Source organism: Streptomyces sp. R28, assembly GCF_041052385.1.
In the GTDB taxonomy this organism is placed as follows: Bacteria; Actinomycetota; Actinomycetes; order Streptomycetales; family Streptomycetaceae; genus Streptomyces.
Genome location: NZ_CP163439.1, coordinates 4759092 through 4771834, shown reverse-complemented (window position 1 = coordinate 4771834; position 12743 = coordinate 4759092). Strand labels below are relative to the sequence as shown.

Annotated in this window: 12 protein-coding genes; 8 read left to right on the top strand and 4 right to left on the bottom strand. The window is 71.7% G+C overall.

The genetic code is table 11. From position 1 onward, the window contains the following. Together AB5J49_RS21010 and AB5J49_RS21005 are read left to right on the top strand one after the other, a co-directional pair. Window positions 1-879: an acyl-CoA dehydrogenase family protein gene (locus tag AB5J49_RS21010; protein ID WP_369170159.1), complete on the top strand. Its 879-nt coding sequence runs from the start codon at window positions 1-3 to the stop codon at window positions 877-879. 493 nt (window positions 880-1372) lie between these two features. After that, the gene (locus AB5J49_RS21005; protein ID WP_369170158.1) at window positions 1373-1849 is read left to right on the top strand and encodes an ATP-binding protein; all 477 of its coding nucleotides are present in this window, start codon (window positions 1373-1375) and stop codon (window positions 1847-1849) included. A 367-nt stretch (window positions 1850-2216) separates the two neighbouring features. Here AB5J49_RS21005 and AB5J49_RS21000 read toward each other — a convergent pair whose 3' ends face one another. Next, window positions 2217-3143, bottom strand: coding sequence for a cyclase family protein (locus AB5J49_RS21000; protein ID WP_369170157.1), 927 nt, complete (start codon window positions 3141-3143; stop codon window positions 2217-2219). Window positions 3144-3238: 95 nt separating this feature from the next. Here AB5J49_RS21000 and AB5J49_RS20995 point away from each other — a divergent pair, with 95 nt between their 5' ends. From AB5J49_RS20995 to AB5J49_RS20980, 4 genes are all read left to right on the top strand, one after another. Then, window positions 3239-4150 carry an SDR family oxidoreductase gene (locus tag AB5J49_RS20995; protein WP_369170156.1) on the top strand — a complete coding sequence of 304 codons (912 nt, stop codon included), beginning with the start codon at window positions 3239-3241 and terminating at the stop codon, window positions 4148-4150. Between the two features lie 113 nt (window positions 4151-4263). Next, on the top strand, window positions 4264-5415 hold the full coding sequence (locus AB5J49_RS20990; RefSeq protein WP_369170155.1) for an acyl-CoA dehydrogenase family protein: 1152 nt from the start codon (window positions 4264-4266) through the stop codon (window positions 5413-5415). Continuing rightward, a complete protein-coding gene (locus AB5J49_RS20985) occupies window positions 5415-6464 on the top strand; it encodes an alcohol dehydrogenase catalytic domain-containing protein (protein WP_369170154.1) in 1050 nt (349 codons plus the stop codon). Before AB5J49_RS20990 ends, AB5J49_RS20985 begins: the two co-directional genes overlap by 1 nt. A 95-nt stretch (window positions 6465-6559) precedes the next feature. After that, entirely contained in the window at window positions 6560-7807 is a 1248-nt protein-coding gene (locus AB5J49_RS20980; RefSeq protein WP_369170153.1) for an MFS transporter, read from the top strand. Here the strand turns inward: AB5J49_RS20980 and AB5J49_RS20975 are convergent. Further along, window positions 7721-8785, bottom strand: a complete 1065-nt coding sequence (locus AB5J49_RS20975; protein WP_369170152.1) for a GlxA family transcriptional regulator — start codon at window positions 8783-8785, stop codon at window positions 7721-7723. The two genes, AB5J49_RS20980 and AB5J49_RS20975, sit on opposite strands and share 87 nt — an antisense overlap. Window positions 8786-8872: 87 nt before the next feature. Between AB5J49_RS20975 and AB5J49_RS20970 the strand changes: the two genes are divergently transcribed. Next, complete coding sequence (locus AB5J49_RS20970) at window positions 8873-10177, top strand: MFS transporter (protein ID WP_369170151.1); 1305 nt, start codon at window positions 8873-8875, stop codon at window positions 10175-10177. Here AB5J49_RS20970 and AB5J49_RS20965 read toward each other — a convergent pair. Further along, window positions 10174-10830 carry a flavin reductase family protein gene (locus AB5J49_RS20965; protein ID WP_369170150.1) on the bottom strand — a complete coding sequence of 219 codons (657 nt, stop codon included), beginning with the start codon at window positions 10828-10830 and terminating at the stop codon, window positions 10174-10176. The two genes, AB5J49_RS20970 and AB5J49_RS20965, sit on opposite strands and share 4 nt — an antisense overlap. An 81-nt stretch (window positions 10831-10911) precedes the next feature. Here AB5J49_RS20965 and AB5J49_RS20960 point away from each other — a divergent pair, with 81 nt between their 5' ends. After that, entirely contained in the window at window positions 10912-11844 is a 933-nt protein-coding gene (locus tag AB5J49_RS20960) for a hypothetical protein (RefSeq protein WP_369170149.1), read from the top strand. A 3-nt stretch (window positions 11845-11847) separates the two neighbouring features. Here the strand turns inward: AB5J49_RS20960 and AB5J49_RS20955 are convergent, their stop codons facing one another. Then, window positions 11848-12642 carry an enoyl-CoA hydratase/isomerase family protein gene (locus AB5J49_RS20955; protein WP_369175206.1) on the bottom strand — a complete coding sequence of 265 codons (795 nt, stop codon included), beginning with the start codon at window positions 12640-12642 and terminating at the stop codon, window positions 11848-11850. Window positions 12643-12743: the final 101 nt, after the last annotated feature.

Genomic DNA, 12743 nt, shown 5'->3' with positions numbered 1-12743 from the left:
ATGCGTTTCCAACTAACCGAGGACCAGCGGGCGTTGCGGGACGGCGTGCGGGAGCTGCTGGCACGGCGCTTCGGCCGCGCGGCGCTGCGGGCCGCCGTCGAGGAGCCCGGCCGCCTGGACCGGGCGCTGTGGCGGGAGCTCGGCGCGGCCGGCTTCTTCGCGCTACGGCTGCCGGAGGCGCGGGGCGGGGTCGGACTCGGGCTGCCCGAGGCGGTGTTGGCCTTCGAGGAGGCGGGGCGGACGCTGCTGCCCGGGCCCTTGGTGGCCACGCATCTCGCGGCGGGGGAGGTGCCGGGCGCGGCCACCGGGGAGGCGGTCGTGGCGGACGTCGGCGCGTGCGGGCTGGTGGAGTGGCTCGCGGAGGCGGACGTCGTACGGGGGGACGCGGCGGGGGCCGTACCGCTGCGGTCGGTGGATCCGCTGACGCCCCTGCACCAAGTTCCCGTGGCCCGCGGCGTGGACCCCGTCGCCGTACTCCTGACCGCCGCCGAGCAGCTCGGCAGCGCCGCGCGCGCGTGCGAGCTGGCCGTGCAACACGCCCGGGGCCGTGAGCAGTTCGGGCAGCCGATCGGAGGCTTCCAGGCGGTGAAACACCTGTGCGCGGAGATGCTGGTGCGCACGGAGACCGCCCGCGCCGCCGTCTACGCCGCGGCCGTCACCGCCGATGCGGCGGACATCGACACCGCCCGGCTGCTCGCCGACGAGGCCGCCGTGCGGGGTGCCCGCGACTGTCTTCAGGTGCACGGCGGCATGGGATTCACCTGGGAGTTCGAGGTCCACCTGCATCTGAAGCGCGCCTGGGTGCGGACTCACCGTGCGGGCGATGCTACGGAGAGTGAGGAGAGGATGGCCGCCGAACTTCTCGCACAGCCGATCTAAGACGGCCTGGTCTGCGGCATCGCCGACGGTGTCCGCACGGGTGTCGCGGATTGTGGCATACCGGAATTACGGAGCGTTGATATCGGGTTGTGTCCTACGCGTGACTCGTCACGGCCTGGAGTCGACTGCCCGCTCCGGTACCTTGTGTGAGATGCGAGTGGTTCCGAGCACGAGCCATGCCGGAGTTGCCCTTGAGGCGGCGCCGGATCCGGCGGTGCGCGCCAGTGCTCGCAGGGCGGGAGGGCTCTCTGTCCCCGCCTGTTCGACTCCCCGCAACAAGCGTCGCACAGTATGCCGCAGGGGTACTCCTTCGCGCTGGAATATGCCCGAAGCGCTTGTTGGGGTGACTGTACGTCAACCATGCTGTCAGCTAAGGGATTCACGTTCCGTGACCCTGGCTTTGGCCATTGTTCTGGCCATGAAAAGAATGGCTAGGATCGTGGCCCTCGTGAGGCGCGGGGCTGAGTGTCCGCCGGTTCGGATGGTGTGAGCGGTGCAGGTGCTTCAAGTGCAGCTGGAGATCCGGCCCGACCCCGCTGAGGTGGGGCGAGCCCGGCGGTGGGCCCGCTCGCGGCTTGCCGGGTCCGGGATAGAGGTCGACGAACCGCTCGCCGAGACGCTGATCCTGCTCGTCTCCGAACTGGTCACCAACGCGGTGGTGCACACCGGTTGTCCGGCCGTGCTGCGACTGTCCCTGCCGGGCGCGGCCGAGGAGTCCGCCCCCGTGCGCCTGGAGGTCGCCGACCGCAGCGACCGCGCGCCCGTGCCCCGGTGTGCCGACGGCGACGCGACCGGCGGCCGGGGCCTCGCGCTCGTCGACGGCCTCGCGGACCGGTGGGGCTGGAGTTGTGAGGGTGCCGGCAAGCGGATCTGGTGCGAACTGGACCGCGAGGCGGAGTCGCAGGGGTCCGCTTCCGCCTACGGGGGCGGGGCGTCGGCGTACGAGGGGCTCGCGTACGAAGCGGTGTGACGGGCGCACGGCGCGCCAATTACGCCGGGTCCGGTGCACGGTTGCAGAAAGCGCTGTCGCCCCTGTGCGGGCGAGCGTCGGTGCGCCCGGGCATGCTTCTGTGCGCGCCTTCCACAAATGGGGTCGTAAGTGACAAATCCCCGAGTGGGTGTTGACGCCGCGTGTCCGGTTGATCACGCTTGTGTTCAGCGATTCGCCGCGAGGGGACGACGAGGGTTTCGGTGACGGAGGCCCTCGCCGAGCGTGGATCGTGATTCGGCGTCGGTTCTCTCCGGGCCCGGAGAGATGGGGCGGGTGCGCCGGAGTCGGATGGCGGCGCGCGGTGCCGTGCTCGGGGCGATCGCTGCCGCGCCGCCAGCCGACCTAGTCAGAGCACCGCCACGGGTGCCACGGGAGTTCCCGTACCCCCGACGAAGGGCTCGGGCATCGCCGACAGCAGGAACGCGTAGCGGCCCGCTTCTCCACAGGCTGTGGACAACTCTTCGAGATTCCAGTTCTGACCCTGGAGCATCCCCATGTCCACCAGGTCGAGCGCGTGCACGGGCAGCCACAGATTCTCGATCTCGGGCGGAAAGATCTCAAATGTGAGGGTGTCGTTCGCGACGGCCGCCACATCGCGTGCGTGGAACCACTCCGGTGTACGGATCGACAGACCGGGCGAGGGGTAGCCGTACCCGTGCTTGTCGCCCGCGAGGCAGACCTGGATCTGTCCCGTCCGTACGAGCACGATGTCGCCGGCCCGCACCCGTGTGCCCGCGAGTTCCTCGGCCGCCTCCAGGTCCTCCGGTGTGACCGCGTGCCCGCCGTCGAGCCGCGTGACGCCACGCGCGCGTGCCACGTCCAGCAGTACACCCCGCGAGACGATGTGCCGCGCCTTGTCGATGCCGCTGAACTCGGCGCCGCCGTGCGGGGTGATGGTGGATGCGGGGCGGCCGTTGTAGAGCCGGCCCGAGTGGGAGACATGGGTGAGCGCGTCCCAGTGGGTCGCGGCCTGCAGTCCCATCGTCACGGCGTGGTCGCTGCAGGCGACGGTTCCCGGGCCGAAGATCTCCTGGTTGATCTGCACCATGGCGTGCAGCGGGTTGACGCGGCCGGGGATCATGCCGGTCTGTATGCCGTCCTGTTGCAGGGGGAGCGCGAGGGGGACGCGGCGTCCGGTGCGGACGCAGGTGGCGGCCTCGCGGACCACCTCGTCGGTGATCAGGTTGAGAGTGCCGATCTCGTCGTCCGCCCCCCAACGGCCCCAGTTGTTCACGCGCTTGGCGATCTCATGGAACGCGTCCGGCAGTGACATGAGTCCTCCCCGGGGCTTGTCTCCGCGTATCTGACGGGTCGTAGAATCAAATCGAATCTAACGGACCGTCAGAAACTGCGGGAAGGGGCCGGGGCGTGGGGAACTTCTTGGCAGGCAAGGTCGTCGCCGTGACGGGCGCCGGGCGGGGGATCGGGCGGGCGGTGGCCCTGGCGGCCGCGGCCGAGGGGGCGCGGGTGGTCGTCAACGACTACGGCGTGTCCGTGGACGGGGTCTCGCCCACGAGTGAGGTCGCCGAAGGCGTGGTCAAGGAGATCGAGGCGGCGGGCGGCGAAGCGGTCGCGGTGGCCGACGACGTGTCCACGATGGCGGGTGGGCAGCGGGTCGTGGACGCCGCCGTGTCGGCCTACGGGCGGATCGACGGGGTCGTGTGTGTCGCCGGGATCCTGCGCGAGCGGATGCTGTTCAACATGACCGAGGAGGAGTGGGACCCGGTCGTCGCCACGCATCTGAAGGGGACCTTCACGGTGTTCCGGGCCGCGTCGGCGGTGATGCGCAAGCAAGGGGCGGGGACCTTGATCGGGTTCACCAGCGGCAATCACCAGGGGTCGGTCTCGCAGGCGAACTACAGCGCGGCGAAGGGCGGGGTCATCTCGCTGGTACGGAGCGCCGCGCTGGGCCTGCACCGGTACGGGGTGACCGCCAACGCGGTGGCGCCGGTGGCTCGTACGCGGATGTCGGCCGGGGTTCCCACGGAGTTGGCGGAGATGGGGGAGCCGGAGGACGTCGCCGCGTTGGTGGTCTACCTGTTGTCGGATCCTGCTCGGGAGTACGGGGTCACGGGGCAGGTGTACACGGTCGCGGGGCCGAAGATCGCGGTGTGGGCCCAGCCGCGGGAGCTGCGCTCCGCGTATGCCCAGGGTTCCTGGACGCCGGAGCGGATCGCGGAGGTGCTGCCGGGGTCGGTGGGGGTGGATCCGATGCCGATGCTGGAGCGGGTGGAGGCGATGCGGCGAGCTGCCGCTGAGGGTTCGCGGCCCAACGCCTGAGAGCTCGGGGGTGGGGTTTGGTCGGCGGCTGCAGGTTGTCTGTGGCTGGTCGCGCAGTTCCCCGCGCCCCTTTCAGGGGCGCTGTTCCTGGCCGGTGATCAAGAGGAGACCCCATGGACTTCGGGTTTGCGGCGGAGGACGAGGCGTTTCGTGTGGAAGCGCGGGCGTGGCTCGGCGAGCGCGCCAAGGACGCTCAGGATCGGCGGACTTGGGAAAAGGTGCTTGGAAAAGCCGGTTGGATCGGGCTCGGTTGGGGTGAGGGCGGGTACGGCAATCGGACCGCGACTCTCACTCAGCAGGTCGTCTGGGCCGAGGAGTACGCCCGTTCGGCCGCGCCTGCCCGCTCTGGGCATATCGGCGAGAACCTTCTGGCGCCCACCCTCATCGCGCACGGCAGCGCGGAGCAGAAGGCGCGGTTCCTGCCGGCGATCGCGGCCGGGGAGGAGCTGTGGTGCCAGGGGTACAGCGAACCCGGTGCGGGGTCGGATCTCGCGGGGGTTCGGACCAGGGCCGAGCTCGGTTCGGACGGGTCGTACCGCGTCACCGGGCAGAAGATCTGGACGTCGCTGGCCCATGAGGCCGACTGGTGTTTCGTCCTTGCCCGTACCGACCCGGAGTCGAGCCGTCATCGCGGGCTGACTTTCCTGCTCGTGCCCATGGATCAGCCGGGGCGCGTCGAGGTGCGGCCCATCCGGCAGCTGACGGGGACCAGTGACTTCAATGAAGTGTTCTTCGACGGGGCACGCGCGCGTGTGGAGCACGTCGTGGGGGAAGAGGGCGGTGGCTGGCGCGTCGCGATGAGCCTGCTCGGGTTCGAGCGGGGCGTTTCGACGCTGGCCCAGCAGGTCGGGTTCGCCGCCGAGTTGGGGCGGGTGGTACGGGCGGCCGTCGAGTCGGGTGCGGTCGGGGATCCCGTCGTGCGGGAGCGGCTGGTGCGGCAGTGGGCCGAGCTGCGGGTGATGCGCTGGAACGCGTTGCGCACGCTCGGGAGGGCCGGGGACGCGGGGGCGCCCAGTGTGGCCAAGTTGCTCTGGGGCGGCTGGCATCAGCGGCTCGGGGAGCTGGCGATGCAGGTGCGGGGGGCGGTGGCGGCGGTCGGGCCCGGGGAGTGGTCGCCTTCGGCGCCGTACGAACTCGACGAGGCGCAGCAGCTGTTCCTGTTCTCCCGGGCCGACACCATCTACGGCGGCTCGGACCAGGTTCAGCGCACGATCATCGCCGAGCGGGTGCTCGGGCTGCCGAGGGAACCCAAGGGGGTCGCGTGATGCGCGGCGTGGTGTTCGACGGAAAGCGGGTCGAGGTCGCGTACGACCTTGAGGTGCGGGACCCGGGGCCGGGTGAGGTGCTGGTCGCGATCTCGGCCGCGGGGTTGTGCCACAGCGATCTGTCCGTGGTGGACGGGACCATACCTTTTCCGGTTCCTGTGGTGCTGGGCCATGAAGGTGCGGGGGTGGTGGAAGCCGTGGGTGTGGGGGTCACCCATGTCGTGCCGGGAGATCATGTGGCCCTGTCCACGCTCGCCAACTGCGGTACGTGCGCCGAGTGCGACCGGGGGCGGCCGACCATGTGCCGGCAGGCCATCGGGCGGCCTGGGCAGCCCTTCGCCCGAAGCGGGCGGCCCGTATTCCAGTTCGCGTCCAACTCCGCGTTCGCGGAACGGACCGTGGTGAAGGCCGTGCAGGTGGTTCGTGTCCCCGAGGACATCCCCCTGCCCTCGGCCGCGCTCATCGGGTGCGGGGTGCTGACCGGAGTGGGCGCCGTGCTCAACCGGGCGAAGGTGGACCGCGGGGACAGCGTGGTCGTGATCGGTGCCGGGGGTATCGGTCTCAATGTCATTCAGGGGGCCCGGATCGCGGGTGCGCTGCGGATCGTCGCCGTGGACGCGAATCCGGCGAAGGAGGCGGTGGCGCGGCAGTTCGGGGCGACCGACTTCCTGACGTCGGTGAAGGGGGTGCGCGAGCTGCTGCCCGCGGGAGCGGACCATGCCTTCGAGTGCGTGGGGCGCGTGGAGCTGATCCGGGCGGCCGTCGATCTGCTCGACCGGCATGGACAGGCGATTCTGCTGGGCGTTCCGCCGGCCGGTGCCGAGGCCTCCTTCGCCGTGTCCTCCATGTACCTGGACAAGTCGATCCTGGGGTGCCGGTACGGGTCGTCGAGGCCGCAGCGGGACATCGCGCTGTACGCCGAGTTGTACCGGAGCGGGCGGCTGCTGCTGGACGAGCTGGTGACGCAGACGTATCCGGTCGAGGAGTTCGAGCGGGCGGCGGCGGATGCGGAGGCGGGGAAGGTGGCTCGCGCGGTGCTCACGTTCTGAGGTCCCCCTCGGCTTGCGAGGCCCCTGCGCGCCGTTTTCCACAGGCCCGGAAACGCGCTGCCGTGCTGTCGGTGGCTGCGCCTACCGTCGTCTCCATGACCTATCGAGACGTCGCCTCCAAGCAGGTCCTGATCTGGGCCTGCACCGCCGTCGCCGCTCGTATGCCGGTCGCCATGGCGCCGTTGGCCCTGGTGTTCCTGGTGCGGGAGCGGCCCGGCGGTTACACCCTGGGGGCGACGCTCGCGGCGGCCTACGTGCTCGGCGAGATCATCGCCGCCCCGGTCCTCGGGATGCGGCTGGACCCGGCTCGCGGCCGGTGTCATCTGGCCCTCGGGCTCGCGGGCGGGGCGGTGGGTTTCACGGGGCTCGGGGTGCTGGCCGGGGCGCACCCCCTCGTGCTGGGCGCGTTCGCGTTCCTGGCCGGTGCGGCACCGGCCGCGGCCGCCGGCGGCCAGCGGGCGCTGCTGACCTCGCTGGTCCCGGAGCGTGCCGTGGCGCAGGCGCTGTCCGCCGAGTCGATGCTGATGTCGGGCGTGTGGGCCGTCTCCCCGGTCGCGGTCGCCGGTCTCGCCCTGGGGGTGGCGCCCCGGCTGCCGCTGCTCCTCGCGGCCGCCCTGATGGCGTCGTCGATCGCGGGCCACTGGCTGCTGCCCGCCGGCTGGGGCAAGGGGGAAGAGGAGGGCGAGGCCGGCCGGCCGAAACGCCGCGTGCTGATACGCGCGTGGCCGGTGTACGTCACGGGCGCGGCCAGTCTCACCCTGCTCGGCCTCGCCGAACTCACCCTGCCCGCCCTGCTCGAGCAGCGCGGCATCGGCGTGGGCTGGTCCGGCCCGATGTTGGCGGGCATGGCGACGGGGGCGGGGCTCGGGGCGTTCGTGTACGGCCTGCGGTCGTGGCCGGGGCGGCTCCGCGCGCGCAGTGTGGTGCTGATGTGTGGCATGTCGGCCTTTGTGGCCCTCGCCGCACTGATACCGGGGGCGGCCGGGATCGCGGTCGCCCTCGTCCTGGCGGGCACACTGCAGTCGGGAGCGCTGATCACCCGCAACCTGTCGCTGCGCGAGGCCCTGCCGCCGGGCGCCCTGGCCGCCGGGTACTCCGTGATGTACGCGGCCGCGGGCGCGGGCTACGCGGCGACGGGCTCCCTCGCCGGCGGCCTGCTCCAGGTGGTCGCGCCGTCCACGGCCATGGTCGCCGGTGTGGTGCTGACCCTGCTGCTGACGGCGCTCGGCTGGTGGGGCGAGGTCCGCAGGGCCCGCTCAAATACCGCTGAGGTCCTGGGTGTCGACGTCGTGCGCGGCGCCTGCGCGGAAGGTGCGCCGATAGCTGGTGGGGGTGACACCTAGCGCCGCCTGTAGGTGCTGCCGCATCGACTGGGCGGTGCCGAAGCCGGCGTCCCGGGCCACCTGGTCGACGGACAGGTCGGTGGACTCCAGCAGGTGCCGGGCGCGTTCGACACGCTGCTGGGTGAGCCACTGGCCGGGGCTGACGCCGACCTCCTCGCGGAAACGGCGCGTGAAGGTCCGTACGGACATGGCCTCCTGCTCGGCCATGTCGCGCAGCTGGATCGGTTCGTGGAGCCGGCCCAGGGCCCAGGCGCGGGCCGCGGTCGTGGACGCCTGCTGGGGGTCGGGGACCGGGCGGTGGATGTACTGGGCCTGGCCGCCGTCCCGGTGGGGCGGTACGACCGTGCGGCGGGCCACCTCGTTGGCGATCGCCGTGCCGTGGTCGCGGCGGACCATGTGCAGGCACAGGTCGATCCCGGCCGCGACCCCGGCCGAGGTCAGTACGTCGCCGTCGTCGATGAACAGGACGTCCGCGTCGACCTCGACCCTCGGGAACAGCCGTTGGAAGCGCTCGGCGTCCGCCCAGTGGGTGGTGGCCGGGCGTCCGTCGAGGAGGCCGGCGGCGGCCAGGACGTACACGCCGGTGCAGATCGAGGCGAGCCGGGTGCCGGGGCGGATGTGGGCGAGCGCGGCGGCCAGTTCGGCGGTGAGGACGCCCTCCTCGAAGACCGGGCCGAGCTCGTACGACGCCGGGACGATCACGGTGTCGGCGGTGGCGAGGGCGTCTGGGCCGTGTTCGACCTGGATGGCGAAGTCGGCGTCGGTCTGCACGGGGCCGGGGGGCCGGATCGAACAGGTGACGACCTCGTACAGATGCCGCCCGCGAGCGTTCTTGGGGCGGCCGAAGATGCGGTGCGGGATGCCCAGTTCGAAGGGGAGGGCGCCGTCGAGGGCCAGGACGACGATGCGGTGCGGGCGGAAGCCGCGGTCCTCGACCTCCGCGGCCTCGGTCTCCGTCTCCTCGGTCCTCGTATGCATGGCCCTCGTAATCATGGCCCGATCCTAACGAATGCTGTCCTTCGGGCCACTCGTTTCGGGCCCATCCCAGACCCGAAGCTCTATGTCGTGACCCAGACAACCCAGGCAGCAGCCACCGCAGAGGACATCCGGCCGGTCAAGGGCTCCCGCATCCATCGGGCGTGGTTCGTCGCCGCCGTAGCCTTCGTGACGATCATCGGCGCCGCCGCCTTCCGCTCCGTGCCGGGGCTGCTCATCGACCCGCTGCACCGGGAGTTCGGCTGGTCGCGCGGCACCATCAGCGCCGCCGTCTCGATCAACCTCGCGCTGTACGGGCTCACCGCCCCCTTCGCCGCCGCCCTGATGGACCGCTTCGGCATCCGGCGCGTGGTCGCGGTCGCGCTCAGCATGATCGCGCTCGGGTCGGGCCTGACGGTGTGGATGACGGCGGCCTGGCAGCTGCTGCTGTGCTGGGGCCTGCTGGTGGGCCTCGGCTCCGGTTCGATGGCGCTGGCCTTCGCGGCGACGGTCACCAACCGCTGGTTCACCGAGCGGCGCGGCCTGGTCACCGGCATCCTGACCGCCGCCTCGGCCTCCGGCCAGCTGATCTTCCTGCCCGTGCTGTCCTTGATGGTCCAGGCGGGCAACTGGCGCCCGGCCGCCGTCACGGTCGCCCTCGCGGCCCTCGCGGTCGTCCCCTTCGTCTGGCTGCTGCTGCGCGACCACCCGGCCGACGTGGACCTGAAGCCGTACGGCGCGAAGGAGTTCGTGCCCAAGCCGGCCCCCGTGCCGGGCGCCGCGCGCCGGGCGGTGACGGTGCTCTTCTCGGCGGCCCGCACCGGCCCCTTCTGGCTGCTGGCCGGCACCTTCGCGATCTGCGGCGCCTCCACCAACGGCCTCATCCAGACCCACTTCGTGCCCGCCGCACACGACCACGGCATGACCGTCCCGGCCGCCGCCTCGCTGCTCGCGGTCATCGGCGTGTTCGACGTGGTCGGCACGATCGCCTCCGGCTGGCTCACCGACCGCTTCGAGCCGCGCCGCCTGCTCGCGGTCTACTACGCCCTGCGCGGCGTCTCGCTGCTGTTCCTGCCGATGCTGCTCGCCCCGTCGGTCCACCCGCCGATGCTCTTCTTCATCGTCTTCTACGGCCTCGACTGGGTCGCCACCGTCCCACCCACCGTCGCCCTGTGCCGGGAGCAGTACGGCGACGACAGCGCGATCGTCTTCGGCTGGGTCCTCGCCTCCCACCAGGTCGGCGCCGCGTTGGTGGCCTTCCTCGGCGGGGTCGTGCGGGACGTCTTCGGGGCGTACGACATGGTCTGGTACGCGTCGGGGGCACTGTGCGCTGCGGCGGCGCTGATGGCGCTGGTGATCCGGCGGCGGACGGTTCCTGTGGGGATGGCTGCCTAGAGGAAGCGCCCCTTGTGGAACAGCAGCGGCGCCTCGTCCCCGTCGCTCGCGCCCAGGGCCTCCACGCGGCCCACCACGATCAGGTGGTCGCCCCCCGTGTGCACCGCGTGGATCGTGCAGTCGATCCACGCGAGCGTGCCCGCGAGGCGGGGGGAGCCGGAAACCGGGGCCGCGTCGTACCCGACCCCCGCGAACTTGTCCGCGCCGCTCACCGCGAAGGCGCGGCACAACTCGCCCTGACCCGCGCTCAGGACGTTCACGCAGAACACGCCCGCGCGGGCGATGCGCGGCCACGTCGTCGACGTACGGCCGACCATGAAGGCGATCAGGGGCGGGTCGAGGGAGAGGGAGGAGAAGGACTGGCAGGCGAAGCCGGCGGGGGTGGGAGCGGGGGTGGGGCTGAGGCTGGGGGTGGAGTTGGAGGTGGGGGCCTGCGGGGCGTCGGTGGTGGCCGGTGCCGTGACAACGGCCACCCCCGTCGCGAAGTTCCCCAGCACCCGCCGGAACTCGGCCTGTCCGACCGGTGCCCGCTCGTCGTCGCCGACGCATCGCAGCTCGGGGCGCGGCAGCACTTCGACGGGCTCCCGTTCGGGGGCTGCCTTGACCGACCTGAGGTAGCGGACGGCGGCGGCCGCCATCCCTGCGTGTCCCATCACACCGACCATTGAAGCTGACGGTGTGTCAGATTGGAAGGGGTGTGCGGGCCTCGGAAAACCCCTGCGTACGCTGCGCCCATGGGGCGCGGAGAGATACAGCAGGCACACAGACCCGACGGCTCGACCACCGCGTTCGCCGAGCTGAACGCGGCCGCCGCGCTCGCCGCCGCGCAGTTGCCGGCGGCGTGGCTGCTGTGGTGGGTGGTCGAGGTCACCGGCAGTGACGACTACGGGATCGGCTACGGCGGGGCCTTCGGCTTGGTCTGCCTGTTCCTCTTCGCGCCGCTGATCCTGCCGGTGCTCGGCCTCCTCCATGCCGCTGCGCACATCGGACCGGCCGGCGCTCTCGCCCGCCTGGCGGCCAACCGCCTTCGCGGGCCCCGGTGGGCCTGGCACCTGCTGTGCGCGACGGCGGTCGGTGCGGTCTGGGCGGCGCTGACCGCAGTGCTCTGGGGCCGGCCGTTCATCCACACGGCCGCGGCTGCGGCGGCCCTGGGCGTGCTGCCCGTACTCGGTCTCGCCTACGGACGCGGGCGCGCGCGGGAAACGGGCCAGGTGTGGAGGGCGTGGAGTGTCTGGCTCCGCTCGGCGCTGCTCTCCGCCGCGCTGTTCATGCTGGTGATCGTGGTCGCCGTACCGGCCACGGTCATGGGGCTGATCGAGGAGTACGAGCCCCCGAAACTGCCCGCCGAGCGACTTGCCGGAGTCTGGCGCGGCGAGGACGGGGCCGTGCTCCGGTTGCACTCGGGCGGCGGGGCTCAGGTGAGCAAACTGCCCACCCAGTCCGAGTCCGGCGACTGGTACCCGGACCCGATCGACATGTGTGACGGAACCGGCAGCTGGTCGCCCGGTGAGCAGGGCGGTCGCGACGCCGTACTCGTACGACTCGACGGCGGATGTGGGCGGGACACGTACTGGACGATCGGCGGCACGGAGCACGAGCCCGAGCTCTTCGTCCTGTTCGGCGACCCGGACGCGGCTGACCTGCGGATCCTGAAGCGGACCTCCTGAGCGTCACCGGCCCTTGTACTCGGCACTCCTGCGCTCCACGAAGCTCGCCACCCCCTCCCGCGCGTCCCGCGTCGTCATGTTGATCTCCTGCGCGGCCGCCTCCGCCGCGAAGGCGGTGGTGCGGTCGGTGTCGAGGGAGGCGTTGACGAGCTGCTTGGTGAGCGCGAGGGCACGGGTCGGGCCGGTGGCGAGGCGTTCGGCCCACTCGCGGGCCGTCTTGTCCAACTCCCCGTCGGCGACGACCCGGTTGACCAGGCCGAGGCGCTCGGCGTCCGCCGCGGTGAGCGCGTCGCCGAAGAACATCAGCTCCTTCGCCCGCTGGGGGCCGATCAGGCGGGGGAGGAGATAGGCGCCGCCGCCGTCGGGGACGAGGCCGCGCCGGACGAACACCTCGATGAACTTCGCCGATTCGGCGGCCAGTACGAGGTCGCAGGCGAAGGCGAGGTGCGCGCCGAGTCCGGCCGCCGTGCCGTTCACCGCCGCGATCACCGGCTTCTCGCAGTCGAGGACAGCTGCGATCAGGCGCTGGGCGCCGAGGCGGATCGTGCGGGCGACATCGCCGGCGACGCGCTCCGCGCCGGCCGTCGTCCCTCGCAGGTCCGCGCCCGCGCAGAAACCACGGCCCGTACCGGTCAGTACGACGGCCCGTACGCCGGGATCGGCGGAGGCGTCGGCGAGCAGTTGGATGATGCGTTCGCGCTGGTCAGGGGTGATGGCGTTGAGTGCCTCGGGGCGGTTGAGGGTGATGCGGCAGACCTGATTGTCAGTGGCGTGCTGTACCAATGAATCAGCGGAAATCGACGGCTCGATCTCCGGCTCGACGGACTTTGCGACGGGCTTTTCGACGCAGGTTTCGGTGTACGTTTCGGCGGATTTTTCGGGGGAGGAATTCATGGGGG